The 16885-nt window shown below is 69.2% G+C and carries 14 protein-coding genes, 1 tRNA gene and 2 pseudogenes; 15 read left to right on the top strand and 2 right to left on the bottom strand.

What is annotated here, in order from left to right:
- Nucleotides 1–4 precede the first annotated feature (4 nt).
- From D473_RS0115245 to D473_RS0115240, 3 genes and pseudogenes are all read left to right on the top strand, one after another.
- A complete protein-coding gene (locus D473_RS0115245) occupies nt 5–727 on the top strand; it encodes a flavodoxin family protein (RefSeq protein WP_017609927.1) in 723 nt (240 codons plus the stop codon).
- 23 nt (nt 728–750) lie between these two features.
- Nucleotides 751–960: pseudogene (locus D473_RS28715) on the top strand (DUF5996 family protein); the annotation flags it as partial.
- Nucleotides 961–1047: 87 nt separating this feature from the next.
- A complete protein-coding gene (locus tag D473_RS0115240) occupies nt 1048–1521 on the top strand; it encodes a VOC family protein (RefSeq protein WP_017609926.1) in 474 nt (157 codons plus the stop codon).
- A gap of 437 nt (nt 1522–1958) precedes the next feature.
- Here the strand turns inward: D473_RS0115240 and D473_RS0115235 are convergent, their stop codons facing one another.
- Nucleotides 1959–2168 carry a hypothetical protein gene (locus tag D473_RS0115235; protein ID WP_017609925.1) on the bottom strand — a complete coding sequence of 70 codons (210 nt, stop codon included), beginning with the start codon at nt 2166–2168 and terminating at the stop codon, nt 1959–1961.
- 289 nt (nt 2169–2457) lie between these two features.
- Here D473_RS0115235 and D473_RS28710 point away from each other — a divergent pair.
- The 7 genes and pseudogenes from D473_RS28710 to D473_RS0115205 form a co-directional block, all read left to right on the top strand.
- Nucleotides 2458–2646: pseudogene (locus D473_RS28710) on the top strand (transposase family protein); the annotation flags it as partial.
- An 85-nt stretch (nt 2647–2731) separates the two neighbouring features.
- Nucleotides 2732–2914, top strand: coding sequence for a hypothetical protein (locus tag D473_RS27250; RefSeq protein ID WP_051043091.1), 183 nt, complete (start codon nt 2732–2734; stop codon nt 2912–2914).
- Between the two features lie 425 nt (nt 2915–3339).
- Nucleotides 3340–3900, top strand: coding sequence for an RNA polymerase sigma factor (locus tag D473_RS0115225; RefSeq protein ID WP_017609923.1), 561 nt, complete (start codon nt 3340–3342; stop codon nt 3898–3900).
- Complete coding sequence (locus D473_RS0115220; protein WP_017609922.1) at nt 3897–4706, top strand: hypothetical protein; 810 nt, start codon at nt 3897–3899, stop codon at nt 4704–4706. Before D473_RS0115225 ends, D473_RS0115220 begins: the two co-directional genes overlap by 4 nt.
- 68 nt (nt 4707–4774) lie before the next feature.
- Nucleotides 4775–5584, top strand: a complete 810-nt coding sequence (locus D473_RS0115215) for an ABC transporter ATP-binding protein (RefSeq protein WP_017609921.1) — start codon at nt 4775–4777, stop codon at nt 5582–5584.
- Nucleotides 5581–6987 (top strand): hypothetical protein, encoded by a 1407-nt coding sequence (locus D473_RS0115210; protein WP_017609920.1) that lies wholly within the window; start codon nt 5581–5583, stop codon nt 6985–6987. The genes D473_RS0115215 and D473_RS0115210 overlap by 4 nt, the downstream gene beginning before the upstream one ends.
- Entirely contained in the window at nt 6984–7562 is a 579-nt protein-coding gene (locus D473_RS0115205; RefSeq protein ID WP_017609919.1) for a hypothetical protein, read from the top strand. Before D473_RS0115210 ends, D473_RS0115205 begins: the two co-directional genes overlap by 4 nt.
- 593 nt (nt 7563–8155) lie before the next feature.
- On the opposite strand, the gene D473_RS0115195 is transcribed toward D473_RS0115205, so the two are convergent.
- Nucleotides 8156–8240: transfer RNA gene (locus tag D473_RS0115195), tRNA-Leu, on the bottom strand.
- 146 nt (nt 8241–8386) lie between these two features.
- On the opposite strand from D473_RS0115195, the gene D473_RS0115190 reads away from it, so the two are divergent.
- The 5 genes from D473_RS0115190 (at nt 8387) to topA (ending at nt 16858) form a co-directional block, all read left to right on the top strand.
- Nucleotides 8387–9709 (top strand): M20/M25/M40 family metallo-hydrolase, encoded by a 1323-nt coding sequence (locus D473_RS0115190; protein WP_026126984.1) that lies wholly within the window; start codon nt 8387–8389, stop codon nt 9707–9709.
- A 241-nt stretch (nt 9710–9950) separates the two neighbouring features.
- A complete protein-coding gene (locus tag D473_RS0115185) occupies nt 9951–11003 on the top strand; it encodes a putative sodium/potassium/calcium exchanger (RefSeq protein ID WP_017609916.1) in 1053 nt (350 codons plus the stop codon).
- 166 nt (nt 11004–11169) lie between these two features.
- Nucleotides 11170–11802 carry a chaplin family protein gene (locus D473_RS0115180; RefSeq protein ID WP_017609915.1) on the top strand — a complete coding sequence of 211 codons (633 nt, stop codon included), beginning with the start codon at nt 11170–11172 and terminating at the stop codon, nt 11800–11802.
- Nucleotides 11803–12143: 341 nt separating this feature from the next.
- On the top strand, nt 12144–13388 hold the full coding sequence (locus D473_RS0115175) for a hypothetical protein (protein WP_017609914.1): 1245 nt from the start codon (nt 12144–12146) through the stop codon (nt 13386–13388).
- Between the two features lie 626 nt (nt 13389–14014).
- Nucleotides 14015–16858 carry a type I DNA topoisomerase gene (gene topA / locus D473_RS0115170; protein WP_017609913.1) on the top strand — a complete coding sequence of 948 codons (2844 nt, stop codon included), beginning with the start codon at nt 14015–14017 and terminating at the stop codon, nt 16856–16858.
- Nucleotides 16859–16885 lie beyond the last annotated feature (27 nt).

Raw genomic sequence — 16885 nt, 5'->3', positions numbered from 1 at the left:
AGCGATGACCGAACCGGATACCACCAACGGCTTCGCCGGGCTTCGGGCGGTGTACATCAACTGCACACTCGTCCATGCACCGGGGCTGAGCCACACACAAGGTGTGATCGACAAGAGCGTGGCGATCATGCGCGAGCACGGCGTCGAGGTCGATCAGATCCGCGCAGTCGATCACGACATCGCCGTCGGGGTGCGTCCGGACATGACTGAGCACGGCGCCGCTGTCGACGAGTGGCCCGCTCTGCTGGAACGGGTCCTGGCCGCCGACGTCCTCGTGCTGGCCGGGCCCATCTGGCTCGGCGACAACAGTTCGGTCATGAAACGGGTGATCGAGCGCTTGTACGGCTATTCCGGCGTGCTCAACGACCGGGGCCAATTCGCCTACTACGGCCGGGTCGGCGGCTGTTTGGTGACCGGTAACGAGGACGGCGTCAAGCACTGCGCCATGAACGTTCTCTACAGCCTGCAACATATCGGCTACACCATCCCCCCGCAGGCCGATGCCGGCTGGATCGGTGAGGTCGGCCCCGGGCCGTCCTACCTCGATCCCGGTTCCGGCGGTCCGGAGAACGAGTTCACCAACCGCAACACCGCATTCATGACCTACAACCTGCTGCACATGGCGAGCATGCTGCGCCGGGCCGGAGGTATCCCCGCGATGGGTAACCGTCGCGCCGACTGGGACGCCGGTTGCCACGCCGGGCAGGACAACCCCGAACACCGTTGATCAGAGCGCCGTAGTCGCGAGCCCTGAGGCCCCGAGGAGCGATCGATGACCGCGCACGACCGGCAGCCGTCAGTGCTGCAGGCCTGTGCGCATCCGGTCGTGCAGCGGCGGCCAACGCAGCCGTGCAGGAGTTCCTGCTGCCCTGCGCCGACGTGCGCACCGCCGCCGATCCCGATGTTGGCCTGTCCGAGCTCTCGCAGAGCACGTACGGGGCCGCGGCGAGCAACGCAGGCCGGGACGTGCACACCTCGAGGACCGGCCCGAGCGTCGGGCAAGCGCTCGTTGGCACCACAGGGGCGCCAACAGAAAGGGATGTGGCCATGAACGCAGACAATTCGGCCGGTTTTCCCGCACCCGACCAAGGGGTGCTGGTCACTCAGTTCCTGACCGTCACGGATGTGGCCCGGTCCCGGGCTTTCTACACCGACATCTTCGGTGGGTACGTGGTCCAGGAGGAGAACCCGTGCGTGGTCCAGGTCGCCAACAGCTGGGTCATCATGAACCCGGGCGGAGGCCCCACCCCGGACAAACCGGGCATCAGTCTGAGTCCGCCGCGGCCGGAAAACTCCGTCTCGGCGTTCCTCAACGTCCGGGTGGCCGACATCGCGGCCTTCTACGAACAGGCCCGGCAACAGGGCGCGCAGTTCTTGACCGAACCGATCGACCGTAAGGCCGAGATCCGTTGTTACATGCGTGACCCCGACGACTACCTCATCGAAATCGGCCAGGCGACCGGAATACTGCGCGGTGTCTACGCCGATCCGCCTGCGGGCAGCACAGGGGACCAGCCATGACCCGCCCACGGACCTCCAAGCGTGCCACCCGCCACCGACTTGGGGTCGTTCAGGAATGCATCGTGCTCCCCGCGCACGTGGGGATGGACCGAGCGTGCTGATCAACCTGAAGGACGGCAGTGCGCAGGCCCCACGCACGTGGGGATGGACCGTACAGGGCCGGGACTTTGCGCTCCTCCTCGGACCAGTCGCGCGGGGCCGTGGTCGAGCCTGGTTCCAGAGCTGATACACGAGTGGCCCTCGTCGTGGTGAGGTTCCAGGATGAGGGGAGCGCGGCACGGCCGCCATCCCGAATCTGGGGCCTGTGGACAGAGGAAGCCCCCCACCACGTACATGGGGTGTGGGCTTTGAGCAGGGCCGTCAGGACAACCTCACGGTGCCGTTGGTGAACCACCCTGCTAAAACGAAGCCCCCGTCCACGGGACGGGGCTCGACTGTCAGTCCTTCTTCAGGGTCCTGCTGCCCAGGAGGAAGGCGCTGACGGCGAGCGCTGCACCGAGCACGGCCATCAGGGGTGTGCGCAGGTCGGGTAGGGGGTCCTCGAACTTGACCAGCATGAGAAGGAGGAAGAGGACACCGACCAGCACCATGTGAAGGTAGGGCAGGCCGGGGCCGGTGCTCTTCTCGGAGGGGGTTTCCTCGGTCATGCTCGTCTTTCTTGGTGAGGGGACGGTCGAGGGGTCTTGGAAGCACGAAAAGCGTACATGTCGCCCCGAGTTCCTTCCTCCTCACCGAGTCCCACGCACGTGGGGACGGACCGAACGCGATCCGAGCGATCCTGAAGAACCCCCGCTGCACCAGGGCGGTCTCAAAGTCGGGGTGCGTGAGGTCAACGCTGGTCACAACGCCGTAGCGATCCAGGAGAAGCCCGCACACAACAACGGAGCCCGCTAGAAGAACAGGGACTCCTGCATCTCTGACTTCCAAGGGACTCCGTTGCGCCTCCAGCCTGCCACGCACGCCTCCGCCCCAACCGCTCTATCGATCCCGCCGCCCCTACCGTCCAGGGACTGCGACCCCCGCGACCGGCGGGGACGCCGCTACCCGCTCGGCTGCATCCTGCTCACCTCCCTGTGCGCGGTAGTGGCCGGCACTCGCTGCCTGCAGGCCATCGGCCAGCGGGCGACCAACGCGCCCCAGCCCCCTGGCCCGGCTCGGAGCCCGCACCACCAGCCCGGCCGGCTCCCAGCTCCGCCACCACATCCGCGACGTGAGCTTCGGCGAGGACGCCTCGCGGGTGCGCACAGGCGCAGCACCGCAGAACATGGCCCTGCTGCGCGAGCTGGCGATCGGCCTGCCGGCCGGGCTGGGGTTCGCGAGTATCCCCGCGGCTCACGGGTGGGTGGGCTATGACTGCTTCACCCGCCCGCTCGATCTCCTCGGGAACGCGTGACCAGCGGTTACCTCAGACGACTCCGAGAATGAAATCACCCCGTGCCGTACACGGTTCCGGCCGGGCTCTGGCTGAGTGCCGTGGCCGTGGCCGTGCGGGCCGCCAGGAGCCGGAACTGAGCAGGGGAAGTGACCGAGGTCTGTCTGAGGCGCCTCACACGCGGTAGGGGCGGGCTCGTCAGAAGATCCGGTGCCACGGGACTTTCACTCCCTCAGGGGCTGCCCTGTCCTGACCGGTTTTCATCGAGCTGGGGAAAGTGAGGGGCCCCGCGTCCGATCTGCCCCGCTCGTGACCCCAATTTTCCCAGCTCGATGAACCACGCCGCGTCGGAGAGAACCGGGACCGATGCGGCACAAGCAATAGCAATGTGACTCACATCACCTTTTTGTGAGAACCGATCGCGGACCCGCCACGTCTTGCCAAGTGTGAGAAAAACTCGGGAAGCCATCGAGTCGGCCGACGAGGCCGGCCTCGTCCGCTTGGTTGCCAAGGGCGACCGGGCGGCTTTCGAGGAGCTGTACCGCCGGACCTCGCCATGGCTGGCCCTACGTTTGCGGCGCCGATGCAGCGATGAGCAGATCGTGGCCGAGGTGCTGCAGGAGTCCTACCTCGCCGTATGGCGGGCGGCGGGAAGTTTTGCCGGGACAGCGGTGGACGGCAGCGCCGCGGGGTGGCTGTGGACCATCGCCGCGCGCCGGCTCGTGGACGCGTTCCGGCGCCGTGCGCGGTATGTGCATCCGCCTCCGGAAGCCGTCGGACCGGTGGCCGCCCCAGCCGCGGAGGACGAAGCGCTGGTCGGAGCGGTCAGCGGCGAATTGGGAAGCGCGCTGAACACGCTGGTACCCGAACTGCGGCAGGTGCTGCAGGCCATGGTGCTCGACGGGCTGTCGGTGCGGGAGACCTCCGTGCTGCTGGGACTGCCGGAGGGAACCGTGAAGACTCGGGCGCGCCGGGCGCGGATCATCATGCGAGAGGCACTGTCATGAACGACCAGCACAAGACGCATGCTTCCATCGAGCTGATCCGCCGCTACGCGCGCGCTGACGCGATCGCCGGCGAGGTGCTGTGGTCGCTGGAATCGCACCTGGAATCCTGCCCGTCCTGTCGCGCCCGCCTCGCCGAGGAAGTGCCCGGCCAGGCGCCCCGGACGGCGGCGCTGGTCGATCGAACCTGGGAAGCACTGGCGCCGTCCCTGACCACCGGCCCGCCCGTACCCCGCCGAGGGCGGCTGGCACGGTTGGCGGGCTGGACCTCGCCGGTGATGCTTCCGTGGGTCGTTGGTGCGGCACTGGTGGCAGTGCTGGCTGTGGCCGTCGATTCGTTCTTCGCCGTCCCCGAAAGCCGTCCGCTGGTGCTGCTGCTGGCCCCGGTCATTCCGGTGCTCGGCATCGCCGCGGTATGGACGAGAAGTCTCGATCCGGCGTATGAGCTGGTGACCGCGACCCCGCGAGCAGGGCTTTATCTGCTGCTGCGGCGCACGGTAGCCGTGCTGGCGGTGGTGATGCCGGTGCTGGTCGTCGCGGGCCTCACCACAGGCACCTCATCGGTGGTCTGGTTACTGCCGTGTCTGGCCTGCACGTCCGTGACCCTCGCGCTGGGCAGCGTCATCAGGTTGGAGCACGCTGCCGCTGTGGTCGTGACGCTGTGGTCGCTGGGTGTGCTCGCCCCCGGCCTGCTGACCTCGCAACTGCCGGTAGCGGTCACCCCGGTGGCCGTTCCGGCGTGGGGCGCGGTCTTCGCGGCCGCAACCGCGGTGCTGATACTGCGCGCCAGGTCGTTCGTCCGGATGTGAGAGCAGCCGGAATTCAAGCCGGTGGTCAAGCCGGAAACCCAGCAGGTGGAGAAGACAGGAGAGATGTGATGGCACGCGTGGTGGGGGCGGCCGAGACCGCCCCGGCGAACCATGCCTGGGAGATCCGCACCGAAGGGCTGCGGGTCGCCGCCGGGCGGCGGATGGCCGTGGACGGGATCGATCTGGCGTTCGGCACGGGAGTGCATGGCCTACTGGGCCCCAACGGGGCAGGCAAGACCACTTTGATTCGGGCGCTGGCCACGGTACTGCGCCCGTCAGGCGGTGGACTGGAGCTGCTCGGCGAGTCCGTCAGAGGGCGCGTCGATATGCGCCGCATACGGCGCCAGATCGGGTACCTGCCGCAAGACTTCGGTTTCTACCGCAGGTTCACCGTCCGCGAGTTCGTCGAGTACATGGCATGGCTCAAGGAGGTACCCAAGAGCGGTATAGCCGATGCGGTGCAGCATGCCATCGAAAAAGTCGGTCTGGCAGACCGGGCCGATGACCGGATGAAAACGCTCTCTGGCGGCATGGCGCGCCGGGCCGGAATCGCCCAGGCCATCGTGAACGGCCCGCGGATCCTGCTGCTCGATGAGCCGACCGCGGGCCTGGACCCATCGCAGCGCATGCAGTTCAGGCAGTTGCTGCGCGGGCTGAGCGAGGACACCTGCACGGTGGTGTCGACGCACCTGGTGGAGGACGTCGCCACCGTGTGCACCGATGTGGCACTTGTCGATGAGGGGCGCCTGGTGTTCCAAGGGCGAGCGGCCGATCTCGCCGCTGCGGGCAGCGGCACCGATCCCGGTGACAGCCCGAGCGAGCGGGGATATTCGGCCCTGCTGGCCCGCCACCACACCACCGGGGAGGGAGCACGATGAGCACGAGGATTCTGCGCACCGAGCTGCGCCGCTCAATCGCACCGTGGATCTGCTTGGCCTTGGCCGTGCTCACACTGGCCCTGCTGTACCTGCTCCCCGGCCCCTGGGCCAAGGGGACCGGCGCGTGGGACCAGCAGTGGCAGGGACTCGCGCAATGGCAGCGGTTCATGCTCATGTTCACCTGGCCGGTGGTGGTCGGCCTCGGTGCCTGGCAGGGCACTCGGCAGCGCCGTTCACGGATGGATGAGGTACTTTCCAGCACGCCGCGCTCCTCGTGGCAGCGCTCGGCGATGCTCGCGGCAGCGGTGGCGATCGGCTTGATCGTCGCCTGCACAGCGATATTCGCGGTAGGGGCGGCGCAGGTGGCCTCGGCCACCAGCTATTTCTCGCTCTCCTGGCTGGCCGTGTCCGCCGTCGGTGTTCTCGCGCTGGTCGCGGGGAGCCTGCTGGGAATGGGGCTCGGCCACCTCTTGCCGTATATGGTGACGCCGCCGCTCGTGGCGGTCGGCGGCTACGCGCTGGTCATGCTGCTGCTGAATATCGAGATTTCCGTAGAGGCCGGTTCCGACCCGTGGCGCATGAAAGCAGCGCTGCTTTCACCGGGGCTCGACGGTGCCGAGAGCGCCTACAGGTTGGTGGCCCACCAGGTGAGCCTTGCCCAGGCGCTGTGGTTCCTCGGTATCGCCGCGACCGGGTTCCTCCTGCTGGCAGCTCGGAATTCTTGGACAAGGATCGCCTCAGCGGTGCCCAGTCTCCTCGGCGGTGTGCTGGCCATGGTCCTGCTACCGGGCCAGGCGAGCGCGGCCTACCCCCACGACACCCAAGCGGCGGCGCTGGTGTGCGACGAGGACGGGCCGCGGGTGTGCGTAACCCGGGCGCACGAGCACCTGCTGGACGATTTCGCCGGTACCGCCAGGCAGGCGCTCGCCAAGCTCGCAGTCCTGCCGGAAGCGCCGACCTCGGTGGAGGAAGTACCCGCTTTCGGTGATGAGGAGCGGGCTTCGCTGCCACGGCCTGCGGACACGGTCTCGGTGAGCTCCGACATGCTGATGCAGTTCGAGCAGCGTGGAGAAGGGGAGTCCGATGGTGCGGACGAGTTGCTCATGGCGCTCCTCGCCGGCGCCGGAACCCCGGCCTGTGGTGTTGAGGAGACGGAGATCTCCGCGCGCATCGTCACGGCCAACTGGCTGCTGGGTACGGAACTGCAGCCGATGCCGATCCTGTACCCGTGGATCTCCGAGGACAGCTCCGCCTATCAGGGAATGGTGCGCCCGGCCTGGGAAACGCTGCGGTCCCTACCGCGCGAGGAGCAGATACGCCGGGTCGCCGCCGTGCGCGAGGCCGGACTCACCTGCGAGAGCGACCAGCTCGATCTCCTCGCCCAAGGGGGGAACCCTCAATGAGATGGTTGATCCTCTATACGCGGTCCCGGCAGCTACCGATCGTACTGCTCGTGTTCCTGGCCGGGGCCGTCCTTCTGTTGGGACTCACCCTCTGGTGGGGAGCCGACCAGATCGATAGCCGACTGATGAGCGTGATGATGGTACCGGGGGTGGCCGCGGCTTCGACCGGTCTGTGCGGGTTCGATGCCGCACGTGAGCGTACGGCTTCGTTCGCCTGGCCGCCACGGCGTGCCGCGCACCTGGTCGCCCTCGCCGCGATGGCAGCGGCCGGCCCCCTCGTGGTGGACGTATTGGCCGATTCCCAGCTGCAGCCCGAAGTGATCGTCAGAGACGCCGTTGGTCTGGTCGGTCTGGCCGGGATCGGCGCGGCCCTGGCCGGCGGTTCGTTCGGCTGGTCCTTTCCCTTCGGGGCAACCGTACTGGCGAACGTGCCGATCAAGGCGGACTCGGATGCGCTGCGGGTACTGACCTGGTTGGTGCAGCCCGCGGACAGCGCCGTGGCGATGACCACCGCACTCGTGTTCGCCGCCGTGGGGGTGATCGGTTACGCGGCATGGGGGCCTCGACCTGTATGAGCGTCGCACTCACCCCTTGACGGCCCCGGCCGTCATCCCGCCGACGACGGACACCTTCCGCCGGCGCAAAGCAGGCAAAGACCAAGAGCCTGTAGGTCAGTGCTGGGAGGCGAAGCCGCGAAGCCGATCGAGCAGTTGAACGCGGCCGAAGGCGGTCTGCACATCGAGAACCCGGATCCCGAGACCCGGGCCCGTTACCGCAGGGCACTCGATCGCCCCAAACGGGACGGGCCCGTCCCGGCGGGTAAATCGCTCTGGCACACCGGGCGCAGTTCCGGAGCCCTGATCATCCAGCTGATCGATCCGGCCAACGGCGGCGAGACAGAGTGGAACCGGACCCCGGACAGCGCCGGCACTGAGGTCGCTTCGGCTCGGTGGACAGGTGCCCGCTTTCGGGTGGCTTGTCGCCGAACAAGGAGTTCGAAGTGCTCCAAGGCCCGCTCCGCGTGCCCGCCGGAGTATCGGGACAAGGCCGAGGTCTGCAAGGGGCTCGGCCTTCGGCTGCGTTAGCAGCCTGCACACAGCACTGTGCGGGCCGAGGTAAACCTCGACCCGCACCAGAGTCTCAACCACCCCTATGGGGAAATGGTTCGTGTCCGAGGGGGGACTTGAACCCCCATGCCCTTAACGGGCACTAGCACCTCAAGCTAGCGCGTCTACCTATTCCGCCACCCGGACCTGGGTGATTCCGGGGCTCTCGCTCCGGACACCTCAATCGTAGCAAAGCCGAGGGGGTGCCCGAACCATGTTTTCCGCCGGGGGACTCCGTGGCTAGTGTTCGGGGGAAAGCAGGGCACAAGGTGCGGATGGACGGGAGTGCACGGATGGCCGAACCCGGCAAGGACCTGAGCGCGGCGGAGGCCGAGGTCACCGACCTCTGCAGAGAGCTCATCCAGATCGACACCTCCAACTACGGCGACCATTCGGGCCCCGGCGAGCGCAAGGCCGCGGAGTACGTCGCGGGCCGGCTCGACGAGGTCGGTGTGGAATCGCAGATCTACGAGAAGCACCCGGGGCGCAGCAACCTCGTGGCGCGCATCGAGGGTGAGGACTCCAGCCGCCCGCCGTTGTTGATCCAGGGCCACCTCGACGTGGTCCCGGCGGCCTCCGAGGACTGGACCCGCAACCCCTTCGCGGGCGAGGTCGCCGACGGATGCGTATGGGGGCGCGGCGCGGTCGACATGAAGAACATGAACGCGATGGTTCTGGCGATGATGCGCCAGCGCCTGCGCGAGGGCCGCCGCCCGCCGCGCGACATCGTGCTCGCGTTCGTGGCCGACGAGGAGGCCGGTGGTACGTGGGGCGCCCAGTACCTGGTCAACGAGCACCCGGAGCTGTTCGCCGACTGCGACTCGGCCATCAGCGAGGTCGGCGGCTTCTCGGTCACGATGGAGGAGAACCGCCGCCTGTATCTGGTGGAGACCGCCGAGAAGGGCATCGCGTGGATGAAGCTCACCGCGCGCGGCACGGCGGGCCACGGCTCGATGACCAACCGGGACAACGCGGTGACCGAGCTGGCCGCGGCGGTCGCGCGTCTGGGTGAGCACGGGTTCCCGGTGCATCTGACGCCGACGGTGCGCACGTTCCTGGAAGAGGTGTGCGAGGAGTTCGGTATCCCCTTCGACGAGCGCGACGTCGAGGGCACGGTCGCGCGTCTGGGGCCGATCGCGAAGATGATCGGCGCGACCCTGCGCAACACGGTCAACCCGACGGTGCTGGGCGGCGGCTACAAGGCCAACGTCATCCCGGGCGAGGCGACCGCGCAGGTGGACGGCCGGTTCCTGCCGGGCACCGAGGAGCAGTACTTCGCCAAGATCGACGAGCTGCTCGGCCCGAAGGTGAGCCGTGAGTTCATCCAGCACCTGCCGGCGGTGGAGACCTCCTTCGACGGCGGCCTGGTCAACGCGATGTCGGAGTCGCTGCTGGCGGAGGACCCGGGCGCCAAGGCCGTGCCGTACTGCCTGTCGGGCGGTACCGACTCCAAGAGCTTCCACCGTCTGGGGATCCGCAACTACGGCTTCTCCCCGTTGAAGCTCCCGCCGGAGCTCGACTTCGCCGGAATGTTCCACGGGGTGGACGAGCGGGTGCCCGTGGACGGTCTCCAGTTCGGTGTGCGGGTACTCGACCGATTCGTCGGCATGAGCTGATCCGTCCGTCTCGGGAGAGCTTGCCCCGAGACGCCCTCCGGCCGGGCCGAGATCTTCTCGGTTCGGCCTGGTAATCCGGTGCGTGATCACGGAACGTGATGTTACGGTTGCTTCGAGTTCAAGGGGTTGGAGTCCCTCGGCGTCACCGGAAGCAGGTGTGCGCTGACGGTCCGGCCCCGCCGTGCGACCGCGGCGATGCCGACGCGCGGGACCGTCCAGCAGCAGCGGGGAAGGGGCATCCATGGTGTTCATGGGTCAGAGGTGGCCGGTTCTGACCGGTCGCGCTGCCCATGGCTCCCACGCTCTGGTCCGCCTGTTGCTCCTGTCCGGCATCGTCGCCGTCGCGTGGCTGGCAGGGGGGTTCGGTGTCGCCCACAGTGACACCGCCCCCGAGCCGGAGGGGCTCGTCGACAACGTCCGGGAGCTCGGAGAGAACACCGAGCACGCCGGGCAGGCGGTCGGCGACGAGGTCCGGGACTCCCGGCTCTCCGACACCGCCGCCCGGACCACCGAGACCACCGGTCGGGTCACCGAGGAGACCGCCTCCCGTGCGCTCTCCCTGCCCGCGGACACCCTGGAGGGCGCCGGCGCCGCCGAGCCCTTCGAGGGAGCCACGGACGTGACCGATTCCCTCGGTGAGTCCGGTGTCGCCGGGACCCTCGAGGGCACCGGCGACGAGACCGGCCGGGTGGTCGGCGAGACCTCCCGGGCCGTCGGCGACACCGCCCGCGGTGCGGGCGAACTGGTCACCGGCCTGGCCCGTACCGGCCAGGACGTCGTGGAGCCCACCGACGGTTCCCTGCGCGGCGAGACCGCTCTGGTCGACAGCCTCACCGAGGGGCTGACCGAGTCGGCCCGCTCCGTCGACGGCGCCACCGCCGCCGACGAGGCACGCGAGACCGACGACGGCGAACTCTCCACGGAGCCCGAAGGGGACGGGCGCGGCGACGGCCAGGAGGAAGAGACCTCCGCGTCCGGGAACGCCGCACTGGCCATCGCCCAGACGGAGGACCCCGAGTGGCGGGCCGCGGCCGAGGAGGCCGCCCACCACGTGTCCTCCGACGGCGACGGTGAGGTGGAGCGTATCCATCTCATCGCCGGTGGTGGCCAGCATTCGGTGGGAACGGACGCCACGGGCGCTTCCTCGCCGACCTTCTCCGCACCCGGTGCCGCCGGGTTCCTCACCGCCCGGGCCGATCACACGGCTCCCCGGGCTCAGCGGGTCGTTCTGCCCGGGGACCCCACTGTGGTGGTCCGCGACGCTGCCGACGACCCGTCGTACACCCCTGACTAGCCGCGATCTTCCACGACCGCGGCCGGTCCGCGCGCTTGCGCGCAGTCGCCCCGCCCCTTCCGGCGGGTAGCGCCTCGACCCCGGCCCCAGCGCCCGGGTCATACCTGTCCGCGGTCGGAACGAGTGGCTCCAGTCAACTCTTCTCTCGCTGACCCAAGGACATGCGATGACCCATGAAACCCACGCCCGGATCGCCGCCCTGGTGGCCGCCGGCTTCCTGATGACCTCCGGGGGCGCTGCCTTCGCCGACACCGCCACCAGTGGAAACGGATCGATCGGCGGTGGCAACCAGCTGGGCGCCGACGTCGACGCGCCGATCAACCTCTGCGGCAACGCCGTCGGCCTGCTCGGTGTGGCCGGTGCCCAGTGCACCGACTCCGGAGCCTCCGTCGAGGAGCCGAAGGAGCCGAAGGAGCCCGAGCACCCGGGTGAGCCGGAGGAGCCGAAGGAACCCGAGGAGCCGAAGGAGCCCGAGGAGCCGGGTGAGCCGGAGGAGCCCGGCTACCCCGAGAAGCCCGAGAAGCCCGAGGAGCCCGAGGAGCCGGGTGAGCCCGAGGTCCCGGAGCACCCGGGCGAGCCCGAGGAGCCGGGGGCGCAGAAGCCGGACGACCAGGGCGAGGAGCCGGGCCACGTCCCCGACGAGATCTCCGCTCCGAGCGAGCCCTCCCCGGTCACGGCCGACCTGGCCGAAACCGGCACCGAGCGCGGTCCCCTGGTCGGTCTGATCGCCGCCGCCGTGGGTGCGCTGGCTGTCGGCGCCGGCTTGGTCTTCGGTCTGCGTCGCCGCGCCGGAGCCTGATCGGCCTCCCGGGCCGCCGACAGGCGGCCCGGGGGTTGACGCGAGTCCCGCAGCACGGATCAGAGGCCATGTTCGCGGGGTTCACGTCAGCCGCCGTCCCGAGCAGGGACGGGGTTGATCGGACAGGGCGCGTGCACCCGGTCCCACCTCCAGTGGAAACCGGTGGCGGCGCGTCCCACGACCCGGCAGACACGCATCGTCCAGGTGCGCGGCCGACCGGATGTTCCCCGGTCGGGCCATGGACGCCGTTCCCCAGCCAGGGGAGGGGTGGCCCGGGCCCGGCGGCACAACCTTCTCAGCAATCAGACGAACGTTTCCGAACTCTGGAAAGGACGTTCCACATGCGTCAGTGGGCCAGCACATCCGCCAAGTCGCTGCTCCTCGCAGCGGGTTTCGTCGCCCTGGGCAGCGGGGTCGCCTTCGCCGACAGTGGTGCCGAGACCTCCGGCAACGGTTCTGTGCTCGGAGGCAACCAGGCCGTGGCCAACGCCGACGTGCCGGTGAACCTGTCCGGCAACGCGATCAGTGCTCTGGGTGTCTCCGGGGCCAACGCCACGGGCACCGGGGCCGCGGTCGAGGACCACGGCGACAACGACGTGCGCTCCTCCGGCAACGGTTCGCTGCTGGGTGGCAACCAGGCCGTGATCGACGGCGACGTGCCGGTGAACGCCGCCGGTAACGCTGTCGGGGTCCTGGGTGCCGCGGGCGCCAACGCCACGGATTCCGGGGCCGCGGTCGAGCACCAGTCCGCGCCGAGCGACGTCACGGCCACGGACGTGCTCAGTGAGGCCGCCGAGAACGCGCAGCTCCTGCCGGCCGCGGACACCTCCGGGGTGGACGCCGGCGTGCTGCGCCAGTCGGCCCCCCGGGGCCACGACCACGGTTCCATCGCCACCTCCGGCAACGGTTCGCTGCTGGGTGGCAACCAGGCCGTGATCGACGGCGACGTGCCGGTGAACCTGGCCGGCAACGCTGTCGGGGTCCTGGGTGCCGCGGGCGCCAACGCCACGGGTACCGGGGCCGCGGTCGAGGATCACCACCAGGACGTGCGCTCCTCCGGCAACGGTTCGCTGCTGGGCGGCAACCAGCTGGTGGGCGACCTGGACGTTCCGGTCAACGTCACCGGAAACGGGATCGGCGTGCTGGGTGTGGCGGGCGCGAACGCGACCGACACCGGGGCCGCGGTCGAGCACCAGAGCGCTCCCGAGCAGCAGACCGCGCTGGAGAGCCTGCCGGTCGTGGAGAAGCTGCCCGAGGTTCCGGTCTCCGACCAGCTTCCTGTGGCCTACGACCTGCAGGAGACCGCGGAGCAGAGCGCCATGGAGGCCTCCGCCGAGGAAGCCCCGGCCGAGGACGCTCCCGTCGGGGACGTCATCGCTGAGGAGGCCCCGGCCCCGGAGGCTCCCGCGGAGGAAGCTCCGATGGACCCGGCCCCCGAAGCCCCGGCCGAGGAGGCCCCGGCTCCGGAGGCTCCCGCGGAAGAGGCTCCCGCCGAGGAGCCCGCAGGGCTGCTGCCCGAGGCTCCCGAGAGCGGCCTGGGCAGCCCGGTCGACGACGTGCTGGGCGCTGTGGGCCTGGGCCTGTAAGGGGCAGAGCCGCACACGTCCCACTGGGGCCGTGAACGTGGCAGGTCCCGACGTGCAGGTCGGGACCGGGGAGCACGAAGGTGTCCCGCCTCCGTTTGGTCGCGGAGGTCGCGGTGGACCGCGGGAGACCTGAGGCATCCACCACAGGAACGGCCCCGACGAGGGTGGTCGCCTCCGCCCCCTGATCGCAGATGTCGCGGTGGACAGCAGGGGAGCGGGGTGACCTCCGCTCGAGAACACCATGCAGGGCGAGTCGAGTCCTCCCGGGAATATCCGGGAGGACTCGCCGCATTCCGGGTGGAGGAACGGCGAGGGCGTGCAAGTGTGGCCGAAGTCACTCCGTCACGGCGTTCCGGGTGCTCGACAGTGGCGGTGGAAGGGTTCTGGGCCCCACCGCCGTTGTCACTGTTCAGGGTTACGGGCCGGTACCGGTGCCTCGAACGCTTATTCTGCGGATGCCGGTGGGGCGCGGACCGATCGTGGCGACACGTCGTCCGTGTGCACGGGACACGGCCCGGCGTCCCGCCGACGGGGGAGGGCCCGGAATTCGGTTACTGTCGGTTTCCACAGGACACCGACGGACCACAGCCGAACAGATCAGGTAAGGCTAGACGTAGGGGAACAGCGTGCCAGCCACGAAGGGTAGCGCCGGCAAGAACGGCTCCACGGACAACGCACGGCAGGGCGAGGGAACCGCTCTTGTCATCGTCGAGTCCCCCGCCAAGGCGAAGACCATCGCCGGCTATCTGGGTCGCGGCTACGTCGTGGAGTCCAGCATCGGCCACATCCGGGACATGCCGACCAAGGCCGCCGAGATCCCGGCCAAGTACAAGGGACAGGCCTGGGCTCGCCTGGGTGTCGACGTCGACGGCGACTTCGAGCCGCTCTATGTCGTCAACACCGACAAGAAGGCGCACGTCAAGAAGCTCAAGGAGCTCATGGCCGAAGCCGACGAGCTCCTGCTCGCCACGGATGAGGACCGCGAGGGCGAGGCCATCGCGTGGCACCTGCTCCAGGAACTCAAGCCCAAGATCCCCGTCCGGCGCATGGTCTTCAACGAGATCACCAAGGACGCGATCCGCCACGCCGCCGACAACACACGCGACCTCAACACCCGCCTGGTCACCGCTCAGGAGACCCGCCGCATCCTCGACCGGCTCTACGGTTACGAGGTCTCGCCGGTGCTGTGGAAGAAGGTCATGCCGAAGCTCTCGGCGGGACGGGTGCAGTCCGTGGCCACCCGTCTGGTGGTCGAGCGCGAGCGCGAGCGCATCGCCTTCACCTCCGCCGAGTACTGGGACCTCAAGGCGGTCTTCGACGCCACCGGTTCCGGCGCCTCCGACGGACCCGCGTCCTTCCCCGCCGGCCTGATGTCGGTGGACGGGCGCCGTGTGGCCGTGGGGCGCGACTTCACCTCCCAGGGCATGCTGCGCTCCGACCGCGACGTGTACCACCTGGACGAGCAGACCGCCCGCGGGCTCGCCGAGCGCCTCGACGGGTCCGCTTTCGCCGTCAGCTCGGTCGAGCGCAAGCCCTACCGGCGTTCGCCCTATGCGCCGTTCCGCACCACCACGATGCAGCAGGAGGCCTCCCGCAAGCTCGGGTTGTCCTCCAAGCAGGCGATGCAGATCGCCCAGCGCCTGTACGAGCACGGTTACATCACCTACATGCGTACCGACAGCACGACGCTGTCGGACAGCGCAGTCAAGGCCTCCCGCGATCAGGTACGGCGCCTCTACGGCGGTGACTACCTGCCGGACAAGCCGCGCGTCTACGCCAAGAAGGTCAAGAACGCCCAGGAGGCGCACGAGGCGATCCGCCCGGCCGGCGACACCTTCCGTACCCCGGCCGAGACCGGCCTGAACGGCCCCGAGTTCCGCCTCTACGAGCTCATCTGGAAACGCACCGTCGCTTCCCAGATGAAGGACGCCGTCGGTGAGTCCGTCACCGTCCGTATCGAGGGCACCTCCAGTGCCGGCGAGATCGCCGAGTTCACCGCGACCGGCAAGGTCATCACCTTCCACGGGTTCCTCAAGGCCTACGTCGAGGGTTCCGACGACCCGGCCGCCGACCTCGACGACCGCGAGCGCCGCCTGCCCTCGATGGAGGAGGGCGCCCCGCTCAAGGCCGAGAGCCTGGAGGCGGAGGGCCACGCCACCCGGCCGCCTGCGCGGTACACCGAGGCGACCCTGGTCAAGGAACTGGAGGAGAGGGAGATCGGCCGTCCCTCCACCTACGCCTCGATCATCGGCACGATCCTGGACCGCGGCTACGTGTTCAAGAAGGGCACGGCCCTGGTGCCCTCGTTCCTGGCCTTCGCCGTGGTGCAGCTGTTGGAACGCCACTTCGGCAACCTGGTCGACTACGAGTTCACCGCCCGCTTGGAGGACGTGCTCGACGACATCGCCCGGGGCGAGGCGGAGAGTCTGCCGTGGCTGCGCCGCTTCTACTTCGGCGGGCAGACCTCCGGGGGCGAGTCCGAGGTCGGGCTCAAGGAACTCGTCGGTGACCAGCTCTCCGACATCGACCCCAAGGAGATCAGCTCCCTGCCGGTGCCGGGCACCGACATCCTGCTGCGGGTCGGGCGCTACGGCCCCTACCTGGACCGGGACGGCGAGCGCGTCAACGTGCCCGAGGACCTCGCCCCGGACGAGCTCACCAAGGACAAGGCCGAGGAGCTGTTCGCCCAGCCCAGCGGCGACCGCGATCTCGGGACCGATCCCGAGACCGGGCGCACCGTGGTGGCCAAGACCGGCCGGTTCGGCCCCTACGTCACCGAGGTCCTGGAGGAACCCGCCGAGGGTGAGACCAAGCCCAAGGGCAAGGCCAAGGTCAAGCCGCGCACCAGTTCCCTGTTCAAGAGCATGGACCTGGACACCGTGACACTGGAGGACGCGCTGCGCCTGCTGTCGCTGCCCCGGGTCGTCGGTGAGGTCGATGATGAGCAGGTCACCGCGCAGAACGGCCGTTTCGGTCCCTACTTGAAGAAGGGCACCGACAGCCGGTCCCTGGAGACCGAGGAGCAGATCTTCTCGATCACTCCGGAGCAGGCCAAGGAGCTCTTCGACAAGCCCAAGCAGCGCGGCCGCCGCGCCGCCGCCCCGCCGCTGCGCGAGCTCGGCCAGGACCCGGCCAGCGGCGCGAAGATGGTCATCAAGGACGGCCGTTTCGGTCCCTACGTCACCGACGGGGAGACCAACGCCTCCCTGCGCAAGGGCGACGAGGTCGAGTCCCTGGGCGACCTGCGCGCCGCCGAGCTGCTCGCCGAGCGCCGTGCCAAGGCCCCGGCCAAGAAGAAGGCCCCGGCCAAGAAGAGCACGGCGTCCAAGAGCACCGCCGCCAAGAGCACGGCGTCCAAGAGCACCACCGCCAAGAAGACCACGACCACCAAGAAGTCGACGGCCAAGAAGGCGCCCGCGAAGAAGACCGGGGAGCCCAAGAGCTCGTCGCCGAAGGCCGACGAGACCTGACCCGGCCCCGGCACAGCACGCGGGAAC

The organism is Nocardiopsis xinjiangensis YIM 90004 (assembly GCF_000341145.1).
GTDB classification, from domain to species: Bacteria; Actinomycetota; Actinomycetes; order Streptosporangiales; family Streptosporangiaceae; genus Nocardiopsis; species Nocardiopsis xinjiangensis.
This window is presented reverse-complemented; position numbering and strand designations above follow the sequence as displayed.

What these genes read in the sequence shown, in the direction of transcription:
- D473_RS0115245 (WP_017609927.1), top strand. Translation starts at nt 5, where the DNA reads ATGACCGAACCGGATACCACCAACGGCTTCGCCGGGCTTCGGGCGGTG.
- D473_RS0115240 (WP_017609926.1), top strand. Translation starts at nt 1,048, where the DNA reads ATGAACGCAGACAATTCGGCCGGTTTTCCCGCACCCGACCAAGGGGTG.
- D473_RS0115235 (WP_017609925.1), bottom strand. Translation starts at nt 2,168, where the DNA reads ATGACCGAGGAAACCCCCTCCGAGAAGAGCACCGGCCCCGGCCTGCCC.
- D473_RS0115220 (WP_017609922.1), top strand. Translation starts at nt 3,897, where the DNA reads ATGAACGACCAGCACAAGACGCATGCTTCCATCGAGCTGATCCGCCGC.
- D473_RS0115215 (WP_017609921.1), top strand. Translation starts at nt 4,775, where the DNA reads ATGGCACGCGTGGTGGGGGCGGCCGAGACCGCCCCGGCGAACCATGCC.
- D473_RS0115210 (WP_017609920.1), top strand. Translation starts at nt 5,581, where the DNA reads ATGAGCACGAGGATTCTGCGCACCGAGCTGCGCCGCTCAATCGCACCG.
- D473_RS0115205 (WP_017609919.1), top strand. Translation starts at nt 6,984, where the DNA reads ATGAGATGGTTGATCCTCTATACGCGGTCCCGGCAGCTACCGATCGTA.
- D473_RS0115190 (WP_026126984.1), top strand. Translation starts at nt 8,387, where the DNA reads ATGGCCGAACCCGGCAAGGACCTGAGCGCGGCGGAGGCCGAGGTCACC.
- D473_RS0115185 (WP_017609916.1), top strand. Translation starts at nt 9,951, where the DNA reads ATGGTGTTCATGGGTCAGAGGTGGCCGGTTCTGACCGGTCGCGCTGCC.
- D473_RS0115180 (WP_017609915.1), top strand. Translation starts at nt 11,170, where the DNA reads ATGACCCATGAAACCCACGCCCGGATCGCCGCCCTGGTGGCCGCCGGC.
- D473_RS0115175 (WP_017609914.1), top strand. Translation starts at nt 12,144, where the DNA reads ATGCGTCAGTGGGCCAGCACATCCGCCAAGTCGCTGCTCCTCGCAGCG.